At 70.1% G+C, this 22,591-nt stretch carries 25 protein-coding genes; 14 read left to right on the top strand and 11 right to left on the bottom strand.

Going from position 1 to position 22,591, the window contains the following annotated elements; genetic code table 11:
- Positions 1 to 2: 2 nt before the first annotated feature.
- From atpA to E1286_RS26885, 5 genes are all read left to right on the top strand, one after another.
- A complete protein-coding gene (gene atpA, locus E1286_RS26905; protein ID WP_132616706.1) occupies positions 3 to 1,652 on the top strand; it encodes a F0F1 ATP synthase subunit alpha in 1,650 nt (549 codons plus the stop codon).
- Between the two features lie 3 nt (positions 1,653 to 1,655).
- The gene (locus E1286_RS26900; protein ID WP_132616704.1) at positions 1,656 to 2,558 is read left to right on the top strand and encodes a F0F1 ATP synthase subunit gamma; all 903 of its coding nucleotides are present in this window, start codon (positions 1,656 to 1,658) and stop codon (positions 2,556 to 2,558) included.
- A 1-nt stretch (position 2,559) separates the two neighbouring features.
- Positions 2,560 to 4,008, top strand: a complete 1,449-nt coding sequence (atpD, locus tag E1286_RS26895) for a F0F1 ATP synthase subunit beta (protein WP_132616702.1) — start codon at positions 2,560 to 2,562, stop codon at positions 4,006 to 4,008.
- 88 nt (positions 4,009 to 4,096) lie between these two features.
- Entirely contained in the window at positions 4,097 to 4,498 is a 402-nt protein-coding gene (locus E1286_RS26890; RefSeq protein ID WP_132616700.1) for a F0F1 ATP synthase subunit epsilon, read from the top strand.
- A 31-nt stretch (positions 4,499 to 4,529) separates the two neighbouring features.
- Positions 4,530 to 4,907 carry a DUF2550 domain-containing protein gene (locus E1286_RS26885; protein WP_246075193.1) on the top strand — a complete coding sequence of 126 codons (378 nt, stop codon included), beginning with the start codon at positions 4,530 to 4,532 and terminating at the stop codon, positions 4,905 to 4,907.
- 10 nt (positions 4,908 to 4,917) lie between these two features.
- On the opposite strand, the gene E1286_RS26880 is transcribed toward E1286_RS26885, so the two are convergent.
- Positions 4,918 to 5,508: a cob(I)yrinic acid a,c-diamide adenosyltransferase gene (locus E1286_RS26880; RefSeq protein ID WP_132616696.1), complete on the bottom strand. Its 591-nt coding sequence runs from the start codon at positions 5,506 to 5,508 to the stop codon at positions 4,918 to 4,920.
- A gap of 127 nt (positions 5,509 to 5,635) precedes the next feature.
- Between E1286_RS26880 and E1286_RS26875 the strand changes: the two genes are divergently transcribed.
- From E1286_RS26875 to E1286_RS26860, 4 genes are all read left to right on the top strand, one after another.
- On the top strand, positions 5,636 to 6,532 hold the full coding sequence (locus tag E1286_RS26875) for an ABC transporter ATP-binding protein (protein WP_132616694.1): 897 nt from the start codon (positions 5,636 to 5,638) through the stop codon (positions 6,530 to 6,532).
- Positions 6,529 to 7,635, top strand: a complete 1,107-nt coding sequence (locus E1286_RS26870) for an ABC transporter permease (protein WP_132616692.1) — start codon at positions 6,529 to 6,531, stop codon at positions 7,633 to 7,635. The genes E1286_RS26875 and E1286_RS26870 overlap by 4 nt, the downstream gene beginning before the upstream one ends.
- 4 nt (positions 7,636 to 7,639) lie before the next feature.
- Positions 7,640 to 8,806: a sensor histidine kinase gene (locus E1286_RS26865; RefSeq protein WP_132616690.1), complete on the top strand. Its 1,167-nt coding sequence runs from the start codon at positions 7,640 to 7,642 to the stop codon at positions 8,804 to 8,806.
- Between the two features lie 83 nt (positions 8,807 to 8,889).
- Positions 8,890 to 9,207 (top strand): STAS domain-containing protein, encoded by a 318-nt coding sequence (locus tag E1286_RS26860; RefSeq protein ID WP_132616688.1) that lies wholly within the window; start codon positions 8,890 to 8,892, stop codon positions 9,205 to 9,207.
- Between the two features lie 116 nt (positions 9,208 to 9,323).
- Here E1286_RS26860 and E1286_RS26855 read toward each other — a convergent pair whose 3' ends face one another.
- From E1286_RS26855 to nucS, 3 genes are all read right to left on the bottom strand, one after another.
- Positions 9,324 to 9,935 (bottom strand): TetR/AcrR family transcriptional regulator, encoded by a 612-nt coding sequence (locus E1286_RS26855; RefSeq protein ID WP_246075191.1) that lies wholly within the window; start codon positions 9,933 to 9,935, stop codon positions 9,324 to 9,326.
- Positions 9,936 to 10,010: 75 nt separating this feature from the next.
- Positions 10,011 to 11,483, bottom strand: a complete 1,473-nt coding sequence (locus tag E1286_RS26850; RefSeq protein ID WP_132616686.1) for an aldehyde dehydrogenase family protein — start codon at positions 11,481 to 11,483, stop codon at positions 10,011 to 10,013.
- A 208-nt stretch (positions 11,484 to 11,691) separates the two neighbouring features.
- Complete coding sequence (gene nucS / locus E1286_RS26845) at positions 11,692 to 12,354, bottom strand: endonuclease NucS (RefSeq protein ID WP_132616684.1); 663 nt, start codon at positions 12,352 to 12,354, stop codon at positions 11,692 to 11,694.
- Between the two features lie 36 nt (positions 12,355 to 12,390).
- On the opposite strand from nucS, the gene E1286_RS26840 reads away from it, so the two are divergent.
- From E1286_RS26840 to E1286_RS26830, 3 genes are read left to right on the top strand one after another with little or no spacing between them, the layout of a single operon-like run.
- On the top strand, positions 12,391 to 13,845 hold the full coding sequence (locus E1286_RS26840; RefSeq protein WP_132616682.1) for a 3-hydroxyacyl-CoA dehydrogenase family protein: 1,455 nt from the start codon (positions 12,391 to 12,393) through the stop codon (positions 13,843 to 13,845).
- Entirely contained in the window at positions 13,842 to 14,132 is a 291-nt protein-coding gene (locus tag E1286_RS26835) for an ATP/GTP-binding protein (RefSeq protein ID WP_132616680.1), read from the top strand. Before E1286_RS26840 ends, E1286_RS26835 begins: the two co-directional genes overlap by 4 nt.
- Before the next feature lie 11 nt (positions 14,133 to 14,143).
- Positions 14,144 to 14,848, top strand: a complete 705-nt coding sequence (locus E1286_RS26830; protein ID WP_132616730.1) for an alpha/beta hydrolase — start codon at positions 14,144 to 14,146, stop codon at positions 14,846 to 14,848.
- A gap of 9 nt (positions 14,849 to 14,857) precedes the next feature.
- Here E1286_RS26830 and E1286_RS26825 read toward each other — a convergent pair whose 3' ends face one another.
- Positions 14,858 to 15,262, bottom strand: a complete 405-nt coding sequence (locus tag E1286_RS26825) for a CAP domain-containing protein (RefSeq protein WP_132616678.1) — start codon at positions 15,260 to 15,262, stop codon at positions 14,858 to 14,860.
- A 151-nt stretch (positions 15,263 to 15,413) separates the two neighbouring features.
- Between E1286_RS26825 and E1286_RS26820 the strand changes: the two genes are divergently transcribed.
- Complete coding sequence (locus tag E1286_RS26820) at positions 15,414 to 16,220, top strand: alpha/beta fold hydrolase (RefSeq protein ID WP_281282750.1); 807 nt, start codon at positions 15,414 to 15,416, stop codon at positions 16,218 to 16,220.
- Here the strand turns inward: E1286_RS26820 and E1286_RS26815 are convergent.
- The 3 genes from E1286_RS26815 to mce form a co-directional block, all read right to left on the bottom strand.
- Complete coding sequence (locus E1286_RS26815) at positions 16,217 to 17,332, bottom strand: AI-2E family transporter (protein WP_132616676.1); 1,116 nt, start codon at positions 17,330 to 17,332, stop codon at positions 16,217 to 16,219. The two genes, E1286_RS26820 and E1286_RS26815, sit on opposite strands and share 4 nt — an antisense overlap.
- Before the next feature lie 149 nt (positions 17,333 to 17,481).
- Positions 17,482 to 18,789: a DivIVA domain-containing protein gene (locus tag E1286_RS26810; RefSeq protein ID WP_132616674.1), complete on the bottom strand. Its 1,308-nt coding sequence runs from the start codon at positions 18,787 to 18,789 to the stop codon at positions 17,482 to 17,484.
- A gap of 167 nt (positions 18,790 to 18,956) precedes the next feature.
- Entirely contained in the window at positions 18,957 to 19,406 is a 450-nt protein-coding gene (gene mce, locus E1286_RS26805) for a methylmalonyl-CoA epimerase (protein WP_132616672.1), read from the bottom strand.
- An 84-nt stretch (positions 19,407 to 19,490) separates the two neighbouring features.
- Between mce and E1286_RS26800 the strand changes: the two genes are divergently transcribed.
- The gene (locus tag E1286_RS26800; protein WP_132616670.1) at positions 19,491 to 20,678 is read left to right on the top strand and encodes an acetyl-CoA C-acetyltransferase; all 1,188 of its coding nucleotides are present in this window, start codon (positions 19,491 to 19,493) and stop codon (positions 20,676 to 20,678) included.
- 606 nt (positions 20,679 to 21,284) lie between these two features.
- Here the strand turns inward: E1286_RS26800 and E1286_RS48135 are convergent.
- The 3 genes from E1286_RS48135 to E1286_RS48130 all read right to left on the bottom strand — a co-directional run.
- Positions 21,285 to 21,437 (bottom strand): hypothetical protein, encoded by a 153-nt coding sequence (locus E1286_RS48135; RefSeq protein WP_165969932.1) that lies wholly within the window; start codon positions 21,435 to 21,437, stop codon positions 21,285 to 21,287.
- A gap of 160 nt (positions 21,438 to 21,597) precedes the next feature.
- Entirely contained in the window at positions 21,598 to 22,269 is a 672-nt protein-coding gene (locus E1286_RS26795) for a DUF4230 domain-containing protein (protein WP_132616668.1), read from the bottom strand.
- Positions 22,270 to 22,297: 28 nt separating this feature from the next.
- A partial coding sequence (locus tag E1286_RS48130) for a hypothetical protein (protein WP_165969931.1) occupies positions 22,298 to 22,591 on the bottom strand: 294 nt, incomplete at its 5' end.

The following is a 22,591-nucleotide window of genomic DNA, read 5'->3' as shown; positions in this document are numbered from 1 at the left end:
AGATGGCGGAGCTTACGATCCGGCCGGACGAGATCCGGGACGCGCTTGAGCGCTTCGTCCAGGCGTACGAACCGGAAGGCGCCGCGCGCGAGGAGATCGGGACCGTCGTCGACGCCGGCGACGGCATTGCCCATGTCTCCGGCCTTCCCTCGGCGATGGCGAACGAGCTGCTCGAGTTCGAGAACGGCACGCGCGGTCTGGCGCTCAACCTCGACACCCGTGAGATCGGTGTCGTGGTCCTTGGCGAGTTCAGCGGCATCGAGGAGGGCCAGACGGTCCGCCGGACGGGCGAGGTCCTGTCCGTGCCCGTCGGCGACAACTTCCTCGGCCGTGTGGTCGACCCCCTGGGCAACCCGCTCGACGGCAAGGGCCCCGTCGAGGCCGAGGGCCGTCGTGCCCTCGAACTGCAGGCCCCCTCGGTCGTGCAGCGGCAGCCGGTGAAGCAGCCGCTGCAGACCGGCATCAAGGCGATCGACGCCATGACGCCGATCGGCCGCGGCCAGCGTCAGCTGATCATCGGCGACCGCGGCACCGGCAAGACGGCGATCGCCGTCGACACCATCCTCAACCAGCGTGAGGGCTGGCTCTCGGGTGACCCCGAGCAGCGGGTGCGCTGCGTCTACGTCGCCGTCGGCCAGAAGGGCTCGACGATCGCGCAGGTCAAGGCCCGCCTCGAGGAGGCAGGCGCGATGGAGTACACCACCATCGTCGCCGCCCCCGCCTCCGACCCGGCCGGCTACAAGTACCTTGCCCCCTACACCGGCTCGGCCATCGGCCAGCACTGGATGTACCAGGGCAAGCACGTCCTGATCGTCTTCGACGACCTGACCAAGCAGGCCGACGCGTACCGCGCCGTGTCCCTGCTGCTGCGTCGCCCCCCGGGCCGCGAGGCCTTCCCCGGCGACGTGTTCTACCTCCACTCGCGCCTGCTGGAGCGCTGCGCCAAGCTCTCCGACGACATGGGCGCCGGCTCGATGACCGGTCTGCCGATCATCGAGACCAAGGGCAACGACGTGTCGGCGTTCATCCCGACCAACGTCATCTCCATCACCGACGGTCAGTGCTTCCTTGAGACCGACCTGTTCAACGCGGGCGTCCGCCCGGCGATCAACGTCGGTATCTCGGTCTCCCGAGTCGGTGGTTCCGCCCAGGTCAAGGCCATGCGCAAGGTGGCGGGCACGCTGAAGCTGTCGCTGTCGCAGTACCGCGACCTGGAGGCGTTCGCCGCGTTCGCCTCCGACCTGGACGCGGCCTCGCGGGCTCAGCTCGACCGCGGCCAGCGCCTGGTCGAGCTGCTCAAGCAGCCCCAGTACGCGCCGTTCCCGGTCGAGAGGCAGGTCGTGTCGGTGTGGGCCGGCACCACCGGTGAGCTCGACGAGGTGCCGGTCGAGGACGTCCGCCGCTTCGAGTCCGAGTTCCTCGACTACCTGCAGTCCTCCAACAAGGGCATTCTCGACGGCATCCGCGAGACCAAGGAGCTGCCCGACGACGCGGCGACCGCTCTCAAGGACGCCATCACGGAGTTCAAGAAGGGCTTCACCACCTCTTCGGGTGAGCTGCTGGTCAAGGATGAGCCGGTGGCGCCGCTCGGCGCCGACGAGGTCGGCCAGGAGAAGATCAAGAAGGTCGTCCGGCCGGCGGCGGAGAAGTAGGTCATGGGTGCCCAGCTAAGGCTGCTGCGGCGGCGGATCACCTCGGTCAAGTCGACCGCGAAGATCACGCGCGCCCAGGAGCTCATCGCCTCATCGCGGATCGTGCGGGCGCAGCAGCGGATGCAGGCGGCGATCCCGTACGAGCGCGAGATCACTCGCGCCGTCACGGGCGTCGTCAGCAACGCGGCCAGCGTCGACCATCCGCTGACCGTGGCGAAGGAGAACCCCGCCAAGGCGGGCGTCCTCATCGTCACCAGTGACAGCGGGTTCGCCGGCGGCTTCAACGCCAACGTGCTGCGCGAGGCCGAGGCCCTGCGCGGACACCTGGAAGGCCGCGGCCTGAGCGTGGTGCCGTTCGTCACGGGGCGCAAGGGTGTCGCATGGCACTCCTTCCGCAACCGGGAGATGGGCGGCAGCTGGGTCGGCTTCACCAGGAAGCCCGCCTACAGTGACGCCAAGGAGATCGCGAACACGCTGATCGAGTCCTTCAAGGACGACAACGGCATCGACGAGATCCACATCGTCTCCACCGAGTTCGTCTCGATGCTCACACAGAACGTCGTGGTCAAGCGGGTCCTGCCGCTGGAGATCGAGGAGACCGAGGCGACGGAGTCCACCACGATCCCGCCGTACTTCGAGTTCGAGCCGACCGCGGGTGACGTGCTGGAGTCGCTGCTTCCGCGTTACGTGGAGTCCCGCATCTTCACGGCGCTGCTGCAGTCCGCGGCCTCCGAGGAGGCCGCGCGGCGGCGTGCGATGAAGTCGGCGACCGACAACGCCAACGAGCTGATGCGGGTGCTGACCCAGCAGATGAACCAGGCTCGCCAGGCGGAGATCACCCAGGAAATCAGCGAGATCGTCGGTGGCGCCAACGCGCTCGCTGACGCCGCAGCGGGGAAAGAGTGAAATGACTGCAGAGGCTGTTGAAACTGTAGAAACCGCCGCGGCCGGCATTGGCCGCGTGGCGCGTGTCACCGGCGCCGTCGTCGACGCGGAGTTCCCCGTCGATGCGATGCCCGACATCTATAACGCGCTCCACGTCGAGGTCACCCTCGGCGAGGAGACCAGGACCCTCACGCTCGAGGTCGCCCAGCACCTGGGCGACAACCTCGTCCGGGCCATCTCCATGCAGCCCACCGACGGCATGGTCCGCGGCCAGGCCGTGATCGACACCGGCGGCCCGATCTCGGTGCCGGTCGGCGACGTCGTCAAGGGCCACGTGTGGAACGCGCTGGGCGAGACGCTCGACGTGCCCACCGCGTCCCTCAAGATCGAGGAGCGGTGGGGCATCCACCGCCCGTCGCCCGCCTTCGACCAGCTCGAGTCCCGCACGGAGCTGCTGGTCACCGGCATCAAGGTCATCGACCTGCTCACCCCGTACGTGCAGGGTGGGAAGATCGGTCTGTTCGGCGGCGCAGGCGTCGGCAAGACCGTTCTGATCCAGGAGATGATCCGCCGCGTCGCCCGCAACTTCGGTGGCACCTCGTGCTTCGCCGGCGTGGGCGAGCGCACCCGTGAGGGCAACGACCTCTGGCTGGAGATGGAGGAGGCGGACGTCCTCAAGGACACCGCGCTCGTCTTCGGTCAGATGGACGAGCCGCCGGGCACCCGTCTGCGGGTCGCGCTGTCGGCGCTGACGATGGCGGAGTACTTCCGCGACGTGCAGAAGCAGGACGTGCTGCTCTTCATCGACAACATCTTCCGCTTCACGCAGGCCGGTTCCGAGGTCTCCACGCTGCTCGGCCGTATGCCGTCCGCGGTGGGTTACCAGCCGACGCTGGCCGACGAGATGGGTGTGCTCCAGGAGCGCATCACCTCGACGCGCGGTCACTCGATCACCTCCATGCAGGCGATCTACGTTCCCGCCGACGACATCACCGACCCGGCCCCGCACAACGCGTTCGCGCACCTCGACGCGCAGACCGTTCTGTCGCGGCCGATCTCGGAGAAGGGCATCTACCCGGCGGTGGACCCGCTCGACTCCTCCTCCCGCATCCTCGACCCGCAGATCGTGGGCGAGGAGCACTACCGGGTGGCCCAGGAGACCAAGCGGATCCTGCAGAAGTACCGCGAGCTCCAGGACATCATCGCGATTCTCGGTATCGACGAGCTGTCCGAAGAGGACAAGGTCACCGTCCAGCGGGCCCGCCGCATCGAGCGCTTCCTGTCGCACCCGATGTACGCGGCCGAGGCCTTCACCGGCCAGCCTGGCGAGACGGTTCCGCTCGACGAGACCATCGCCTCGTTCAAGGGCCTCTGCGCGGGTGAGTACGACCACCTGCCCGAGCAGGCGTTCTTCATGGTCGGTGGCATCGACCAGGCCATCGCGAAGGCCAAGGAACTCGAGCGTCGCTGATCGCCCCTGTCGAAGGGCTGCGAGCCCGGACCTACGGTGACGGCGCGGGCGACCGCGCCGTCACTTGATCGGAAAGGAACCTACACCAGTGGCGAAGCTACGCGTAGGGGTTGTCTCACCCGAGCGTGAGATCTGGTCGGGCGAGGCCGACATGGTGATTGCCAAGACCGTGGACGGCGAGATCGGTATCATGCCGCAACACGCACCTGTGCTCGGCGTTCTCGTCGAGGGCGGCGTGCTGCGCGTGAAGCGGGAGGGCGAGGGCGACCTCGTGGCCGCGGTGCACGGGGGCTTCATCTCCGTGGCCGACGATGAGGTGTCCGTGCTCGCCGAGGTGGCCGAACTCGGTTCCGAGGTCGACGTCGCGGCTGCCCGTGACGCTCTCGACCGGGCTCAGGCCTCGATCGAGGCCAACCACGAAGACGGCGAGGCGGCCCTCGAGGCCAAGCGTGCCAGGGCCCGGCTGCGCGCGGCGGGCGAAGAGGTTTAATACATACAAGCGGACTCAGGGGGCGGCAGTGGTGACGACGGTGGTAATTCTCGTGGTTGCGCTGGCCGTCCTCGTCGTCTTGCGGGGGGTGACGCTCGCCCGCGTACGCGGGAGCGTCCCCTGCCGCCTGCGGGTGGGCGACCGGGGATGGCAGAGCGGGGTAGCCCGCTATGCCGACGGGGAGCTCCACTGGATTCCGCTCCTGGGTGTCCGACTGAGGCCGCGCCACGCCATCGCGAGGCGCGGCCTTGTCGTATCCCCCCGTCGTGAGATCGAGGGCGGGCTCTACGCGGTCGACTGCGACGGCAGCACGCGGGGCATCTCCCTCGCCATGAGCCCCGATGCGATGACCGGCTTCCTGGCCTGGCTGGAGTCGGCCCCGCCGAGCGCCTATCTCGACGTCGCCTGACGCGGCTCCCTCAGCGGGTGCCGCCCGGCTTCCAGAGGATCTCCTCGCCGGCGTGGGCCACGCGGCAGGCGATGAAGAGCAGGTCGGACAGCCGGTTGAGGTACTTCGCCGTCAGCGGGTTCATGTCGTCGTGCGCCTGCAGGGCGGCCCAGGTCGTCCGCTCGGCCCTGCGGACGGTGACGCGCGCGACGTGCAGCGCGGCCGTGGCGGGGTCGCCGCCGGGCAGGATGAAGCTCCGCAGCGGCTTGAGGCCGGCGTTGAAGCGGTCGCACCACTCTTCCAGCCGGTCGATGTACGACTGCTCCACCCGCAGCGGCGGGAACTCCGGGTTCTCCGTCACGGGTGTGGCCAGATCCGCCCCCACGTCGAACAGTTCGTTCTGCACGAGCCGGAGCACCTGCGCCAGCTCGGCCGGGAGGGTGCCGAACGCGAGCGCGAGCCCCAGCTGGGCGTTGGCCTCCTCCACGTCGGCGTAGGCGGCGAGCCGCAGGTCGGTCTTCGACGTGCGGCTCATGTCGCTCAGCGCCGTCGTGCCGTCGTCGCCGACCCGGGTGTAGATGCGTGAGAGAACGACCGGCTTGTCCTTGTCGGGGCGCGTCATGGCCTCAGCGTAATGACAAATGTCATCAGGATCGGACGCGGGATCCATATCCGGTCCATGATTTCCGCGACTACATGGGGCTATGCGGCAAAAGCCATGATTGACCCATGACGAAGGAGAGGACCTGATGCTCGAGATCAGCGACCTGCGCAAGCGTTTCGCGGGCGGACCCGACGCCCCAGAGGGCAAGGTCGCCCTGGACGGGATCAGCTTCACCGTACGGCCGGGTGAGATGTTCGGGTTCGTGGGCGCCAACGGCGCCGGCAAAACCACGACGATGCGCATCGTCATGGGCGTGCTCCAGGCCGACTCCGGCGAGGTGAGCTGGCAGGGCCGGCCGCTCGGCTACGACGACCGGCGGCGGTTCGGCTACATGCCGGAGGAACGCGGCCTGTACCAGAAGATGAAGGTCACCGAGCAGATCGAGTACTTCGGCCGGCTGCAGGGCCTGAGCGCGCAGGCGGCGAAGAAGTCCGCCACCGACCTGATCGAGCGGCTCGGGCTCGTCGAGCGCAGGAACGACGCCGTGCAGGCGCTCTCGCTGGGCAACCAGCAGCGCGTGCAGCTGGCCGTGGCGCTCGTGCACGACCCGGCGGTGCTGGTCCTGGACGAGCCGTTCTCCGGCCTCGACCCGATCGCGGTCGACACCCTCGCCACGGCGCTGCAGGAGCGGTGCAGGGGCGGCGTGCCGGTCATCTTCTCCAGTCACCAGCTCGAGCTGGTCGAGCGGCTGTGCGACTCCGTCGGCATCGTCTCCGCCGGCCGCATGGTGGCCACCGGCACGGTGGCGGACCTGCGGGGCGTCGAGAGCAACACGCTGCGGATCGTCGTCCGCGACCCCGCTCCCGGCTGGTCGGACGGCCTGCCCGGCACGGTCACCGTGCGCGGCGACCGGCACATCCTGCAGACCGCCGACGTGGACGACCAGGAGGTCCTGCGCCGCGCCATGAAGGCGGGCCACGTCGAATACTTCGGGGTCGAGCAGCCGACCCTCACCGAGATCTTCAAGGAGGCCGTGGCGTGAACGGACTGATGCTGGTCGCGCGGCGGGAGATCGTCACCCAGGTGCGGACCAAGGGGTTCGTGATCGGCCTTTTGGTCACCGTTCTGCTGGTGGCCGCGGTCTCCTTCCTGCCCATGATCATGGGCGGCGACTCGTACACGCTGGGCACGGTCAACTCCCAGCAGCTGCCGCTGCGGCAGGCCGCGCCGGACACGGAGTTCGAGTGGCGGACGTTCCCCGACGAGGAGGCGGCCAAGCAGGCCGTGCTCGACGGCGACGTGGACGCGGTGCTCGTCGACAACACCAGGGTGCTCACCGACGGGGAGATCGACTCCGAGCTCGGCGTGCTCATGCAGAGCGTCAACCGCGAGGTCAAGCTCGGCGCCGCCGGCGTGAACATCCCGCCGCTGCAGGTGCAGTCCGTCGGCGCCGACGCGCAGTACGAGGGCGCGCGCACGGGCATCGCCGTGGTGCTGGTCCTCGTACTCTTCATGCTCCTCATGGGGCAGGTCACGATGGTCGCCATGGGCGTGGTGGAGGAGAAGGGCAGCCGGATCGTGGAGATCCTGCTCTCGTCGCTGCGGCCCTGGCAGCTGCTCGGCGGCAAGGTCGCCGGTCTCGGCGTGGTCGGCCTGATCAACATGGTCGCGATCCTCGCGGCCGGTCTGCTCGCGGCGAGCGCGTCGGGCCTGGCCGCGGACTTCCCGCCCGGGATCGCCGGGCTGGTCGCCGGCGTGCTGGTCTGGTTCGTGCTCGGGTACGTCTTCTTCGCCACGCTGTCGGCCGCGCTCGCCTCGCTGGTCTCGCGCCAGGAGGAGGTGAACACCGTGCTGACGCCGCTGACCATGACGGTCATGCTGACGTACTTCGTGAGCTTCTACATCACGACCGACCCCACGGGCACGCTGGCCACGGTGATGTCGTTCGTGCCGCCGTTCTCGTCCATGGTCATGCCGGTGCGGATGGCGGCGACCGAGGTGCCGCTGTGGCAGGTGGGCGTGTCCATGGCGGCCATGCTGCTGGCCGTGGCCGTGGTGCTGGCCATCGGCGCCAAGGTGTACGCCAGGGCCGTGCTGCGGACGGGGGCCAGGCTCAAGCTCACCGACGTGCTGCGCGCCAAGTAGATCCGTGGAATCGCTCAAGCGGGCACGCCGGCTGACCTGGATGATGCTGGCCGCCGTGTTCGCGCTGATGTGGCTACTGATCGCCGTCGCCTGCCTCGCCGCCTTCGCCGGTGACAGGCTGTCCTGGTGGAGCGTGGGGCCCGCGCTGGCGGCCGCCGCCGGGCTCACCTGGGTCGGCTTGCGCCTCATCACCCGGGTGATGGACCGGCGGTACCCCACCAGGCAGGTGGTGCTGGCGGCGGTCCTCGCCGTCGTGGCGGCCGGGGTGGGCGGGGCCGAGCCGACGGGCTGGGGCTACGCCCTCGTGGCCTGGCTCTCGATCGCCACGCTGCACGTCCCCAAGCGCATCGCAGTCCTGATCTCGGCCGGCACCGGCGTGGTCGCCATCGGGCTCGCCATGCTCTCCCTGGCGACGGGGAGGAGCGGCATGGACGCCGACATGGGTGTGGGGGAAGGGCTTGTCACCTACACGCTGATCTACGCCCTCTGGTGCGCGCTGATGCCGCCCACCACCCGGTTGTGGGTGTGGATCTGGTGGCTCGCCGAGGAGGCACACGCCGGCCGGGAGGCGCACACCAGGCTGGCGGTGGCCGAGGAGCGGCTGCGGTTCGCCCGCGACCTGCACGACCTCGTAGGGCACCAGCTGTCGGCCATCGCGGTCAAGACCGAGCTGGCCACGCGCCTGTCGGACGTGGACGCGGGCAGGGCGAAGGCCGAGATGGCCGAGGTCAACGCGCTGACCAGGAAGGCGCTCAGGGAGCTGCGGGAGGCCATCCGCGGGTACCGCGAGCTTGACTTGGCAGCCGAGCTGAATAGCGTAAAGGGAGTGCTCGAGGCGGCCGGGGTCCGCTGCGAGGTGCGCCTTCCCTACCGTGAGCTGCCCGACGGGGTGGCCCCGGTGTTCGCGTACGCGGTCCGCGAGGCGGTGACCAACGTGCTCAAGCACAGCACCGCCACCTACTGCGACATCACGATCAGGTTCACCGAGCACGAGGCCGAGCTGTCCGTCCGCAACGACGGTGTGGTCCGGCGTACGGCCCTCGATCTGGGCAGCGGCCTGGCCGGCATGCGTGAGCGGCTCGACGCCGTGGGCGGCAGGGTGACGGCCCAGCCGGCAAGCGATGGAGAGTTCCTGCTGACCGCAGTCGTGTCATTGCCGCTGGCTGGGTAGGGGAGGACTACGGGGCTACGCCCCTCAGGCGTTCTGCGCCGAGATTTGACGACGCACGGGGTGTGCGTGACTGAGGAGGTGGCATGCGAGTCCGGGGCAATCCGAGGGCCCAGGTGGTGCGGATCGGAGCCCGGCTCGACGCCGGGACATCGGCCGGGGTGCGCGAGAGGGTGCACAAAGCTCTCGACTCCGGCGACGGCGATCTGATCCTCGATCTGTCCAAGCTGGAGATGATCGACGCCACCGGTCTCGGAGTTCTCGTGGGCTCGCATCGGCGCGCGATGAGCGTGCAACGCCGCCTCGTTCTCCGGGGGGTGCCACCGCGGATCATGCGGGTGCTCGCGGTGACCCGGCTGAATCGGGTCCTGAACGTCGAGGTTCCCGAGGCCGCGGTGGCCTGAACTGAGATATCGGAGCGGGTGACGATCAGCCGTCGCCCGCTCTTTTCGACACTTGGACAATCCAAGATTTCGGCCGGCCGATCGGCTAATCCCGTGGAATGCGATTGATATCGCGATCAACCGGGGTCGAGGCTGCGGGTGAAGATGTGCACCGCCACCGCGACGAGTTCCTCGATGTCCGGCTGGTCGTCCGAGAGCAGCCATTCGATGAGCAACTCTTGTAACGCGCCAATGACACCGAGTGCAAGCAGCCGCCGATTCAACGCGGGCGCCTTCGGGAAATCCTCGGCGGCGTCCTGGATGAGCCGGGCGAACGCCTCCACCGCGCGCTGGCGCGAGAGTGTCAGGACGTCCCCGGACCTGCGGACCTCGACGTGCATGATGCGGGCCCGCCGCCAGTCGGCCGTGGCGAATTCGATGTACGCGCGAATCCCCGCCTTGACTCTGCCGCCAAGCGTGCTCGGCGCCTCCTGTAACGCTTTGGCCACGACGGCGAGGCTTTCCTCCACGCAGCGCTCGTGCAACGCCTGCAAGAGCTCCTCGCGCCCGCCGAAACATTCGTAGAAGGCGCGGTTGGAGATCCTGGCCTCCGAGCACAGCCTTTCGATCGTCGTCGACATGAATCCCGGCTTGGCGTATAGCGTGTACGCGGCCGTCATCAGCCGCTCGCGCCGGTCCGCCAGCCTTTGTTCAGCCGTCATTCCCCGGTAAGACCGGTTCACATTCACCCGTCCAGCATGATCGTGGCCCCCAGAGCACACAATTATGGACTGATGATCCGTTTTCTGGAAAGGGTAAGAAGATTACCTTTTTCGTCTTCCGTGCAAGAACGTCACAAGTCTGACCAGCCGCTCAAGATCGGCGGGGCCTCTTCTGAACGACGTGATGTTCATCCCGGGCATGGGGAAGCGCTGCCGGGTGACGGCCTTGGCCCTGGCGAACTCGCGCAGCCCGTCGGCGCCGTGGATCCGGCCGAACCCCGACTCGCCCTCGCCGCCGAACGGCAGAGCCGGCACTCCGGCGAACGAGATGATCGAGTTGATCGCGGTCATCCCGCTGCGCAACCTGCGCGCGAGCTCGGCGGCGCGGCGGGCGTCGCGGCTGAAGATCGTGCCGCCCAGCGCGTACGCCGAGGCGTTGGCGAGGCCGAGCGCCTCCTGTGCGTCGCGGACGCGGCGCACGGTGATGGTCGGGCCGAACGTCTCCTCGCGCACCGCGGGGGAGTCCTCCGGCACGTCCTCGACGATAACCGGGTCGACGTACGGCGCCCGCACCGCGCCGGAGCCGCCCGCCACGACCCTGCCCGACTTGACGGCGTCGTCGATGTGCCGCTTGATGACGTCGAGCTGGCCGGGCATCGTGATCGGGCCGTAGTCCTCGCCCGCCTTCACCTTGGCGGCCAGCTCGGACAGCTCGCGCATGAACGGCTCGTAGACGGCGTCGGCCACGTAGACCCGCTCGACGCCCGCGCACGTCTGGCCGGCGTTCGACAGGGCGCCCCACAGGCACGCGTCGGCCGCCGCCGCCACGTCGGCGTCCGCGTCGACGATGAACGCGTCCTTGCCGCCGCACTCGGCCACGAGCGGCGTGAGGTTGTCGGCGCAGGCCGCCATGACGCGCTTGGCCGTGGCGGCCGAGCCGGTGAAGGCGACCTTCTTCACCCTCGGGTCGGCCGCCAGCGCCGCGCCCGTCTCGCCCAGGCCCGTGACCGTCTGGAACACCGGGTGCTCGGGGACGGACTCGGCGAACAGCTCCGCCAGCCGTACGCCGACGCCGGGGGTGAGCTCGCTCGGCTTGAAGACGACCGCGTTGCCGGCGGCCAGCGCGTAGGAGATGGAGCCCATGGGGGTGAAGGCCGGGTAGTTCCACGGGCCGATGACGGCGACGACGCCGAGCGGCAGGTATTCGAGGGTGGCGGCCAGGTTGAGGCCGATCATGCCCGGGTTGACCCGGCGGCGGCCGAGCACCTTCTGGGCGTTGCGCGCCGCCCAGTCGAGGTGGGTGACGACCAGCACCATCTCCAGGGTGGCGTCGCCCACCGGTTTGCCGGTCTCGTCGTGGATCAGCCGGGCGAGCTCCCTGATGTGCCGGGTCAGGACGGCCTTGTAGTCGAGCAGGCGCCGCCTGCGCTCGGCCGGCGGGAGGGCGGCCCACCACCGGGCGGCCTCACCGGCGCTCCCCACGGCCTCGCGGACGTCGGCGGCGGTGTGCTGGGGGTGCCTGCCGATCACGTCGCCGGTCGCGGGGTTGAGCGATTCGAACGTCAGCGTCGTCATGCGGTCACGATAGACGGGTAATCGACCGCTTACCACTTCGCGACCAGGGCACCCAAGGAGCGTCTGCCAAGCGGCCGGGGGTGAGCACGGAGCCGGCCCACGGGGCGCCCCGTTGCGGCGGGTCACCACTGAAGGGTCAGCGGGCGTTTCCCTGGAGGGCCGGCAGCCCGTGGCGGCGGGTGGCCGGCCACGGCTGAGCCGTAAGAGATCAGAAGAGGGTGGGGTTTTCCGGCTCGATGCCGCGCAGGGCGTCGTAGTCGAGGGTGACGCACGTGATGCCGCGGTCGGCGGCGAGCACGCGGGCCTGAGGTTTGATCTCCTGGGCCGCGAACACCCCCCGCACGGGAAAGAGCAGCGGGTCGCGGTTGAGCAGCTCCAGATAGCGGGTCAGCTGCTCCACCCCGTCGATCTCGCCACGTCGCTTGATCTCCACCGCCACCGTCGCGCCCACGGCGTCCCTGCACAGGATGTCGACCGGGCCGATGGCCGTCATGTACTCGCGCCGGATCAGGGAGTAACCCTCGCCCAGGGTCGCGATGTGCTCGGCGAGCAGCTCCTGCAGGTGAGCCTCCACGCCGTCCTTGATCAGGCCGGGGTCGACGCCGAGCTCGTGGCTGGAGTCGTGGAGGATCTCCGCCATGGTCAGAACCAGCTTCTCGCCGGTCTTGCCGTGGGTGACCGTCCAGGTCTCGCCGTCTTCCTTGAGCTTGCACGGCGGGTTCATCCAGTTGAGCGGTTTGAAGGCACGGTCGTCGGCGTGGATGCTCACGCTGCCGTCGGCCTTGATGAGCACGAGTCTCGGCGCCATCGGCAGGTGTGCCGTGAGCCGTCCGATGTAATCCACGCTGCATCGCGCGATGACCAGCCGCATGACCGTCCACCTTAGCGGCTCTGGAAAACTGGAGGCATGGCGTTCGAACGGGTGGGAGTCGTCGGGCTCGGCACGATGGGAGCGGGGATAGCGGAGGTGTTCGCGCGAGCCGGCCTGCGGGTGATCGGCGTCGAGGCCGACGCCGAGGCGCTGGCCAGGGGGCGCGGCCTCCTCGAGCGCTCCACCGCCCGTGCCGTCGACAAGGGGAGGCTGTCCGCCGAGCGGCGTGAGGAGATCCTCGGCCGTGTGACGCTGACCACCTCGCGCGACGACCTGCGCGAGGCCGACCTGGTCGTCGAGGCGATCCCCGAGATCCTCGACTACAAGATCTCCCTGTTCCGCGATCTCGACGGCGTCTGCAAACCCGAGACGGTGCTGGCGACCAACACCTCGTCGTTGCCGGTGACGGCCCTCGCGGCCGCGACCGGGCGTCCGGGGCGGGTGGTCGGGATGCACTTCTTCAACCCGGCGCCGGTCATGCGGCTGGTCGAGGTCGTGCGGACGGTGATGTCCGACACCGACGTCGTGGCGGAAATCACGGCATTGGCGACGCGGCTCGGGAAGACACCCGTGACGGTGGGCGACCGCGCCGGGTTCGTGGTCAACCGGCTGCTGCTGCCCTGTCTCAACCACGCCGCCCTGCTCGTGGAGCAGGGCATCGCCGGGCGCGACGACATCGACGTCGCGATGACGCGCGGCGCCGGGCTGCCGATGGGCCCGTTCGCGCTGCTCGACCTCATCGGGCTCGACACCGCGTACGAGGTCATGGAGGTGCTGTTCGACGAGACGCGCGACCGCCGGCACGCGCCCGCGCCGCTGCTGCGCGAGCTGGTCACCGCCGGCCGGCTGGGCCGCAAGAGCGGGCGTGGCTTCTACGGCGCGGAGCAGGCGCGCCCGCAGGGGCCCGGGCGGTCGGGCGTGATCACGTTCGACGTGGCCGGGCCGGGCGCCGACGAGCTGGCCGAGCGGCTGGGCGCCGCGGGGTTCACGCGGGCCGGCGACGACCCCGACGTGGTGCTCAGGTTCTCCGACCGGCCGGTGGTGGAGCACGCCGTACGCCTGTCCGACCCGTCCAGGATGGTCGGCGTGCACCTCGTCGGCGAAGAGGTGGCCGAGCTCGCCCGCACCGCGCTGACCTCCGACACGGCGGCGGGGGCGGCCATCGACCTGATGAAGGTGGCCGGCCGGGCGCCGGTGCCGTGCAAGGACCGCGCCGGCTTCGTCGTGGACGCCCTGCTGCTGCCCTACCTCAACGACGCCGTACGCATGCACGACGCGGGCTACGCCTCGGCCGACGACATCGACGCGGCCATGCGCCTGGGCTGCGGCTACCCGGCCGGGCCGTTCGAGATGCTGGAGTCCATCGGGCTGGCCCGGGCACGCGACGGCCTGCGCGCCCTCTACGCCGAATACCGCGACCCCGCCTTCGCGCCCGCGCCCCTGCTCGACCAGCTCGTCACCTCCGGCGCCGCGGAGTTCCCCCGCCGATGAGCCCACGCCGCGCCCGCCGGAGAGAGTCCTCCCGTCCCTTCGGCTTCCCCACGGGCATCGACAAGGTGGAGGAGTGGCCCGACGGCGAGTGGAAGGTCCGGACGCTCACCGGCGCCTCCTCGACCAAGACCTACCGGTGCCCCGGCTGCGACCATGAGATCCGCGCCGGGCAGCCCCACCTCGTGGCCTGGCCCAACTGGCCGGGCGGTGACGAGGAACGCCGCCACTGGCACACCGCCTGCTGGCGTAAGAGACTTGATCGCGGCCCCGGCCGCAGCCGTTACTGAAGGGATCCATGGTGGAGATTCGCGCGGCGACCGTGCTGCCCGCCCGTCGTGAGCCGATCGAGCTGCACACCGCCGACGGCCTGACGCTGGTCGGCGAGCTGGCCCAGCCCCTCGACCGTCCCCCGGTCGCGACGCTGGTCACCCTGCACCCGCTGCCCACCCACGGCGGGTTCATGGACAGCCACGTCTACAAGAAGGCCGCCAACCGGCTGCCGGCTCTCGCCGACCTCGCCGTGCTGCGCTTCAACACCCGCGGCACGTCCTCCGATCGCGGCACGTCGCAGGGGGCGTTCGACGGGGGCGAGGGCGAGCGGTTCGACGTGGCGGCGGCGCTGGAGTACGCCGAGTTCCACGACCTGCCGCACGTGTGGGTGGTCGGCTGGTCGTTCGGCACCGAGCTGACGCTGAAGTGGGCGCACGACCCGCTGGTGGAGGGCGCGATCCTGCTGTCGCCGCCGCTCCACAGGGCCACCGACGACGATCTCGACGCCTGGTCGCGGTTCGGGCGCCCGCTGGTGGCGCTGGTGCCCGAGTTCGACGACTACCTGCGGCCCGACGAGGCGCGCAAGCGGTTCGCGCGGGTGCCGCACGCCGAGGTCATCGGGGTGGAGGGCGCCAAACACCTGTGGGTGGGGGAGCCGTACGTCCGCATCGTCCTCGACGAGATCGTCAAGCGGGTCAACCCGGCGGCGTGGCCGCTCCCGACGGAGGTCTGACCCGCCCGGTCACAGCGGCTCGAACACGAAGACCACGTACGTCTCGTACGCCCGCGAGCCCTGACCCGCCGCGCGGGCGGCGCCCATGCGGGTGCTGACCGCGGCGACCAGCCGGTCGAGAGCACCGGGTTCAGCGTCCCAGGAGGCCACCGCGTCGGCGGCGTCCCTCATCGGCTCGCCCTCGCTCCAGAACAGGCTCTCGGCCGTGCCCGCCCGCGGGCCGTCATGCCGGGCCGGCAGGCCCTCGTGCTCGGAGCGGGCGGCGGCCCTCGCCCTGGCGTACTCGACCAGCAGGGGGTCCATGGCCAGGGGCGGCACGTGGTGTGCGGCCCGGCGGGCGTTGGCCTCCTGGAGCGCCTGGAGGAGGAAGGCGCCGTTGGTGGCGTCGGGGAGCGCGGGCCGGGATCCTGACATGGGGTCACCTCGGATGCACGGTCGGTGTCCCTGGATTGTGCGCGGTAATCTCGCACCACGCAATGCCGGATTTATAGCGGAAAAGCATGAAATATCGCTTTTGCGGGAGCGGCTCGGGATAACCGGCCTCGGTCATGGAGTGATTGTCGGCGTGAACCGGGTTACCGTGTGGACCGTGCAGCTCTACACGAGATCTGCCGGGACCGGGATCCCGGTTGTGCTGCTTCACGCGTTCCCACTGTCGTCGGCCATGTGGCTGGCGCAGCGGGAGGGGCTGGCCAACGTCTGCCGGGTCATCACACCTGACCTGCGCGGATTCGGCGGCTCGCGGCTGGGTGACGACGAGCCGTCCATCGAATCGATGGCCGACGACGTCGCCGAGCTGCTCGACGCGGAGGGCATCGACAAGGCGGTGGTCGGCGGGCTGTCGATGGGCGGCTATGTCGCCATGGCGTTCTGCCGCCGGCACCCCGACCGTGTGCTCGGCGTGATCCTCGCCGACACCAAGGCGGCCCCCGATCCGTCCCCGGCCAAGGCCAACAGGGAACGCATCGCGCAGGCCGTGCTGTCCGACGGCAGCGACGTCCTGGTCGAGGAGGTGCTTCCCGCCCTCATCGGGCCGACGACCAAGGAGCGGCGAGCCATGGTGTTCGGCCGGGTCAAGGGGCTCGTGCAGTCCGCACCGCCGGGCGCCGTCGCCTGGGCGCAGCGGGCGATGGCCGCGCGGCCCGACTCGTTCGAGACGCTGGGAGCGCTCAAGGTGCCGCTGCTCGTCGTGGTGGGCGAGGAGGACGAGTTGTCGCCGGTCTCCGACGCCGAGGCCATGGCGCGAGCGGTGCCCGACGGCAAGCTGGAGATCATCCCCAAGGCCGGGCATCTCAGCGCCGTCGAGCAGCCCGAGGCGTTCAACGCCGCGGTCGCGGACTTCCTCCGTACGGAGCTGGGCGCGGCGCGCTAGGCGTGCTCCTGCCGGGGGAACACGATCTCGCGGATGATCAGCGCGATCGCGGCCGCCACCGGGATCGCCAGCAGCGCGCCGACGATGCCCAGCAGCGCGCCGCCGAACAACGCCGCGATCACCGTCACGGCGGGCGTCACGTCGACCGAGTGCTTCATCACCCGGGGATAGATGACGTAGTTCTCGACCTGCTGGTAGACGACGAAGAAGATCGCGCACGCGATGCCGGCCGGCACCGACTGCAGCAGCGCCACGCCGGTCACCAGCACCGCCCCGATCGTCGCGCCCACCAGCGGGATCAGGTCGGTCAGGGCCACGACCAGGGCCAGCGCGAGCGCGTACTGGACGCCGGCGATCGACAGGAAGATCCACGTCAGCACGCCCGCGATCACCGAGATCAGCACGTTGCCCGCGACGTAGCCGCCGATGCCGGTGAGGACCTGCTCGGCGATCGCGCGCGTGCGCGGCCGGCGCGAGGCCGGGACGAGCTTGAGCAGGTAGTCCTTGATCGTGTGCAGGGAGCCGAGGAAGTACAACATCAGCACCAGCAGCGTGACCGTGGTGAACACGCCGTTGAGCACCACCAGCCCGGCGCCCATGATCCCGGTCGCCAGTGACGGCCCCAGGGTGTTCGTCACGAACGTCCGCATCTGCGTGAGGATCTGGTAGTCGGCGTCGAGCCGGCGCAGCGTCGGATGGTTGCTCAGCTCGGTGAGGTAGCCAGGGACGGCGTCGACGAACTCCGTCAACTGCTGGCTGACCGGTGGCACCACGGCCAGGCCGAACAGCGCGAACGCCACGATCACCCCGGCGAACACGATCGAGATCGCGGCCCGCCTGGCCAGCCCGCGGCGCTGCAGCGCCTCGACCGCGGGATTCAGCCCGACCGCCAGGAACATCGCCACGACGACCAGGATGATCGTGCTCATCGATTGCACGACCATCTGCGCGAGCGCGATCGCCGTCAGCACGCCCAGCCCGCCGACCAGCCCGAACAGGAACGGGCCCCGGGCGAGCGGCTTGCCCGGCAGCCCGTACGGCTGCTCGTCGCGTTTCTCGGCGGTCTCCTCGGCCTTCTCCCGCCCGGCTGCGGGCTTGGCTTCTGCGGTCAAGTGGGTGCTCCCGGGGGATCGGTGACCAAGCATGACGGACGCGTATCCCTGCGTACCCGTCCGACGACAAAGAGAGAGCCTAGCGACCCTGCGATCGCCAGGCTCTCTCCGCCGTCATTCAGCCCCCGTGTACGCGGTGTGCGAGCCCCCTACTCCTGCCACCATTCAGCGTCGTCGTCGCCCTTGCCCTCCACCTTCGGCGCCGGCGTGGTGACCGGGGCCGGCACCGGAGCCGCGACCGCGGCGACGGGCTCCCCCGCGGCGAGCGCGGGCTTGGGCGGGGCCGCGGTGACCGCGGGCTCCGGGTCGAGGCCCGGCAGGGCGGCGCCGCCGAGCAGCTGGCGCAGCTGGGCCAGGTGGCTGGTGATGCTGTCGCGCTGCCGGGTCAGCTCGTCGACCTGACGCTGCATCGCCGTACGGGTGCGCTCGGCCTCGGTCTTCGCCTCGGTGACGATCGTGTCGGCGCTCGTCTTGGCCTCGGCCACGATGGTCTCGGCGTTCTTGCGGGCGTTCGCGACGAGCTGCTTGGCGTGCAGGTCGGCCTCACGCCGGGTCTGGTCGGCCTGCTGCGTGGCCTTCGTGGCCCGCGACTCGGCGGTGGCGGCGCGCTGCTCGGCCTCGGCGACCAGCTTCTGCGTGGCGGCCTGCGCGGTGGCGTGGCGCTCGGCCTCCTGGCGCTCGGCCTCCTCGCGGCGGGCGGCGAGCTGGATCTCGAACTCGGCCTCGTCCTGGGCTCGCTTGGCCTCGGACTCCTCCAGCACCCGCTGGGCCTGGGCGCGCATCTCGTCGGCCTGCCGCTTGGCGGCCGTCAGCACCTCGTCGCGCTCGCGCTTGGTGGAGGCGCGCAGCTGCGCCACCTCGCGCTCGGTCGTCGTGCGCAGCTTGGCGATCTCACGCTCGGCGTCGGCGCGCTTCTCGGCGACCTCGTGGTCGGCGGTGGCGCGCAGCTTGGCGGCCTCGCGCTCGGTGGTCTGGGTGAGCTCGTCGGCCTCGCGGCGCGCGGTCGAGCGGATGTCCTCGGCCTCCCGCTCGGCGGTCGTGCGCATCTCCTCGCTCTCGCGGGTGGCCTGGGCGCGCTTGTCAGCGGCCTCGGCCTCCGCGGCGGCGCGCAGGTCGGCGGCCTCGACCTTGGCCGCGGCCTTGATCTCGTTGGCCTCGGACCTGGCCGCCTGGACCAGCTCCGTGGCCTGCTCCTCGGCCAGGCGGAGCAATTGCTCGATACGGGCCCCGAGACCCGAGTAGGTGGGACGTTCCTGCTCCTGCAACTGCCGCTGGGAGTCGGCCAAATCGCGCTGGAGGCTGACAACCTGCTCGCGCGCCTGACGTAGATCACCGTCGAGCTGCTTGAGATGATCGTGAACCTGGTGCCGGTCGTAACCACGGAGCACCACGTCGAACTCGCGCGCTGGGGCGTCCTCGAAGAAGTTGTTGAGCTGGGCGTCGATGTCGGACTGCATGGAGGCTCGATCCTGGGTTGTCGAGACGGCTACACGGGCCGGACGGGGGGTTCGGGGCACCCGAGCCTGGAGCCCGCTCCGGGCAGCGAGCTCCATGTCCGGTGGAAGGCCAAGCGTACTCCGCCGGTGCCACCTGCGAAGCCCCGTCCGACTTTCTGCGTGACTAGTTACATATGAACCTTTTTTACGTTTTGTACGGGCGTGACCGCTTGGACCAACTCCGTCAGCATTCCACCCACATCTTTGGGATGCAGGAATGCGATTTCTGAGCCCATCGACCCATGCCGGGGACGTTCGTCCAGCAGTCTCACGCCCTTCTCCTTGATCTTATGCATCGCGTCGGCGACATCCGGGACACCGAATGCCACGTGATGCACACCCTCGCCCCGCCTGGCGAGAAATTTTCCCACAGGTGACTCTTCCGAGAGGGGCTCGAGAAGCTGAATGTAGGAGCCCCCGCCTTCGCCGTCGGCGATGTGCAGCATGGCCTCCTTGACGCCCTGTTCCTCGTTCACCTCCCGTGCGACGACCGTCAGCTCGAACGTCCGGGAGAACAGCTCGATCTTCTCCTCCAGGTCGTGACAGGCGATTCCGATGTGGTCGATCCGCATGAACATGTGTGGCCTACCTCCCTGGGAGCGACGTCCTACCCGTGGGTATGGTGTCAAAGACCCGACGCGTGAGCACAGGAGGCCGTTGTCATGTCCAGTTCCGTCATCGTGGCCGGAGCTCGCACCCCGATCGGCAAGCTCCTCGGCGCACTGTCCGGCCTGCAGGCCGTCGACCTCGGCGGCATCGCGATCAAGGCCGCTCTGGAGCGGGCGCGGGTCGCGCCGGAGGCCGTCGAGTACGTCATCATGGGCCAGGTCCTCCAGGCCGGCGCGGGTCAGATCCCGTCCCGCCAGGCCGCGGTCAAGGCCGGCATCCCGATGACCGTCCCCTCCATCACGATCAACAAGGTGTGCCTGTCGGGTCTCGACGCCATCGCCCTGGCCGACCAGCTGATCAGGGCCGGCGAGTTCGACATCGTGGTGGCCGGCGGCATGGAGTCGATGACCAACGCCCCCCACCTGCTGCCCGGCCTGCGCAAGGGCGTCAAGTACGGCGGCTCGCAGGTGGTCGACTCGATGGCCCACGACGGCCTGTTCTGCGCGTTCGACCAGTGCGCGATGGGCGAGTCGACCGAGCGCTACAACGCCCGCCTCGGCATCGGCCGCGAGGATCAGGACGCCCTGTCGGCGCGCTCCCACCAGCTCGCCGCCGCCGCCATCAAGAACGGCGTCTTCGAGGACGAGATCGTCCCGGTCGAGATCCCGCAGCGCCGCGGCGAGCCCCTGGTCGTCAAGGAGGACGAGGGCGTACGCGGCGACACCACCGCGGAGACCCTGGCCAAGCTCCGCCCCGCCTTCGCCGCCGACGGCACCATCACGGCCGGCTCGGCCTCGCAGATCTCCGACGGCGCCTGCGCCGTGGTCGTCATGTCGAAGACCAAGGCCGAGGAGCTGGGCCTGGAGTGGCTGGCCGAGATCGGCCGGCACGGCAACGTCGCCGGCCCCGACGCCTCACTGCAGTCGCAGCCGGCCAACGCCATCAAGCAGGCCATGGCCAAGCAGGGCGTCACGGCCGCCGACCTCGCCCTGGTGGAGATCAACGAGGCGTTCGCCAGCGTGGTGCTGCAGTCGGCCAAGGAGCTCGGCGTCCCGCTGGACAAGATCAACGTCAACGGCGGCGGCATCGCGCTCGGGCACCCGATCGGGGCGTCGGGGGCGCGCATCGTGCTGACGCTCGCGTACGAGCTGAGGCGCAGGGGCGGCGGGCTGGGCGCCGCGGGGCTGTGCGGCGGCGGCGGCCAGGGCGACGCCCTGCTCATCACCGTTCCGAAGCCCTGACCTCGCAGCGGTCTGTCGGCTGCGTAGCCTGAGGCGGCCGTCCGACCGCTTCCTGACGTCATCACCGTCCGGAGGGCCCTGCCCCGAGGCCATGCGCTGCGGGCCGCGCACGAGCGGCCCCTGCCAGGCTGGTGCGGCTGACGGCGGCGAGCACGGCGTTCGCGATCGGATGTCCGGCCGTCGTGATGGGCTCGACCGCGCGGCGGCGGCCTGGCTGCGGGCATCGCGCTCGCGGGCGCCGCCGTGCTGAGCGGGCGCTCCGGCAGGTGCTCGTCGCGCCGCAGAAGGAACGTCCCCGGTGGTTCCCGCACAGGGCGCGTCGTGGGGCCGGCACAGGCCGTCGTGATGGGGGTGATCGTGGCGGGCGGTTCCGGACCGGCCGCGTTCCTCGCGGCCGCCCTTGCCTACCTCACGGTCCCGCTCCTACGCCCCGGCTCATGAGGCGGGGCCGGACAGGGCGAAGCCCCGGTCCGACCAGGAATGGACCGGGGCGTCGCCACACCGCGCCCGGGGCCCGGCCAGGATTCCGGGCCTCGCGCGCTGCCCCCTAAGGGGGCATTTCAGCCCGGCCGCGAGGGAGGGTGCGGCCGGGCTGTTCGTGGGCGGTCATGAGGCGAGGAACCGGGCGAACAGCGACCGGTGGCGGCGCTCGGCGGCGCGGCCCTCACGTGCCTCGTTCGCCCGCCGGTGCTCCGCGGCGGCCCGCCGCAGTTCGGAGGCGTGGTACTGCATGACCGAGTATTCGAGTTCGGCGTTCATCCGAGTGGCTCCCTTGGAGTGCGTTTCCCTGCACTCTCAAGACTCCGGCTAAGGCCCCCTCCGGCACATCGGGCGTATGCCCTATCTCCCGGCATAAGGCGGGATAAGGAGGTGCCTAGGAAGGTGCGGGGGCTACCTAAGGTCCGCCTGACCAGCGGATTCACGGCTCGTCGGTGAACTTCACGGTGACCTTGGTGAAGCCGAGCGACTTGAGCATGCCCGACAACATCGTCTTGGTGTTGGCGTCGGCCCTGGCCCGCAGATCGCTCGCCACGGCCGCCTCCAGGATCTTCTTCTCCGCCAGGAGGTAGAGCTCCCGCTGGTCGCCCGGCGAGCCCGACAGGAAGTCCTGCACCCGGTCGAACAGCCCCCGCTCCTGGGCGAACACGTACGAACGGCTGTTGTCCAGGTTGGGCTTCTCCAGCTGGGCGCGCGGTACGCGGATCGTCGCCTCCCTACGGTCCTCCGACACCGTCACGCCGTTCGCCGCCATGCCCGAGAAGTCGATGTACGCGTCCACCCCGCCCGCCCCGACGAACAGCGTGCGGCTGCCCTTGATCGCGTCGGGCAGGAAGTTGGCGTCCTTCTCCAGGTCGACCACGACCTGGAAGTTCCCCGTCGCCGCCTCGAAGCGGCTCAGGTCCTTGATGGACTCCAGCAGCACCGGCTGGCTGCGGTCGATGGTCTGTTCGCCGAGCGGGTTGAGCCACGTCCAGGCCAGCCGGCCGCCCACCACGAGCAGGACCGCCAGGACCAGGAGCCCGGCCAGGTATCGCCACCTGCGGCGCCGCCCGGGGACCACCTCGGACGGCGCCGTACGGGAAGTCGTCATGCGAGCATGCCTACCCCGTCGCTGATCATCAGTGCCAGCCGTTTGGTGACATCTTCGGTCCCGAGGCGGCGTCGTTCCTGTGCGTCACGTGAATCCCGTGGCCGTGCTCCACGCGGTCCTCGCGGCGGTCCCAGTGCTCGGGCGCGGGGTCACTCCCGACCCGCGCCGCGCGGTACGGCGGCCACTGCGGCGACCGGTAGGAGGGCCGGTCGTCGTGGACCCGCATGGGCACCGAGTAGCCCCGCCCCGGCGAGCGCACGGGCAGGTCGGACACCGGGTGCATCACCGGCCAGTCCCCTCCGGCGGCGTCGTGGTCCCAGGC

The sequence above is a fragment of the Nonomuraea terrae genome (assembly GCF_004348995.1).
GTDB lineage: Bacteria > Actinomycetota > Actinomycetes > Streptosporangiales > Streptosporangiaceae > Nonomuraea > Nonomuraea terrae.
The sequence above is the reverse complement of the archived record's forward strand: the minus strand, read 5'-3'. Positions and strand labels throughout refer to the sequence as shown.

Coding starts and splice junctions, on each gene's coding strand:
- atpA (WP_132616706.1), top strand. CDS start 3: ATGGCGGAGCTTACGATCCGGCCGGACGAGATCCGGGACGCGCTTGAG.
- E1286_RS26900 (WP_132616704.1), top strand. CDS start 1,656: ATGGGTGCCCAGCTAAGGCTGCTGCGGCGGCGGATCACCTCGGTCAAG.
- atpD (WP_132616702.1), top strand. CDS start 2,560: ATGACTGCAGAGGCTGTTGAAACTGTAGAAACCGCCGCGGCCGGCATT.
- E1286_RS26880 (WP_132616696.1), bottom strand. CDS start 5,508: ATGACGCGCCCCGACAAGGACAAGCCGGTCGTTCTCTCACGCATCTAC.
- E1286_RS26875 (WP_132616694.1), top strand. CDS start 5,636: ATGCTCGAGATCAGCGACCTGCGCAAGCGTTTCGCGGGCGGACCCGAC.
- E1286_RS26860 (WP_132616688.1), top strand. CDS start 8,890: ATGCGAGTCCGGGGCAATCCGAGGGCCCAGGTGGTGCGGATCGGAGCC.
- E1286_RS26850 (WP_132616686.1), bottom strand. CDS start 11,483: ATGACGACGCTGACGTTCGAATCGCTCAACCCCGCGACCGGCGACGTG.
- nucS (WP_132616684.1), bottom strand. CDS start 12,354: ATGCGGCTGGTCATCGCGCGATGCAGCGTGGATTACATCGGACGGCTC.
- E1286_RS26840 (WP_132616682.1), top strand. CDS start 12,391: ATGGCGTTCGAACGGGTGGGAGTCGTCGGGCTCGGCACGATGGGAGCG.
- E1286_RS26835 (WP_132616680.1), top strand. CDS start 13,842: ATGAGCCCACGCCGCGCCCGCCGGAGAGAGTCCTCCCGTCCCTTCGGC.
- E1286_RS26825 (WP_132616678.1), bottom strand. CDS start 15,262: ATGTCAGGATCCCGGCCCGCGCTCCCCGACGCCACCAACGGCGCCTTC.
- E1286_RS26810 (WP_132616674.1), bottom strand. CDS start 18,789: ATGCAGTCCGACATCGACGCCCAGCTCAACAACTTCTTCGAGGACGCC.
- mce (WP_132616672.1), bottom strand. CDS start 19,406: ATGTTCATGCGGATCGACCACATCGGAATCGCCTGTCACGACCTGGAG.
- E1286_RS26800 (WP_132616670.1), top strand. CDS start 19,491: ATGTCCAGTTCCGTCATCGTGGCCGGAGCTCGCACCCCGATCGGCAAG.
- E1286_RS48135 (WP_165969932.1), bottom strand. CDS start 21,437: ATGAACGCCGAACTCGAATACTCGGTCATGCAGTACCACGCCTCCGAA.
- E1286_RS26795 (WP_132616668.1), bottom strand. CDS start 22,269: ATGACGACTTCCCGTACGGCGCCGTCCGAGGTGGTCCCCGGGCGGCGC.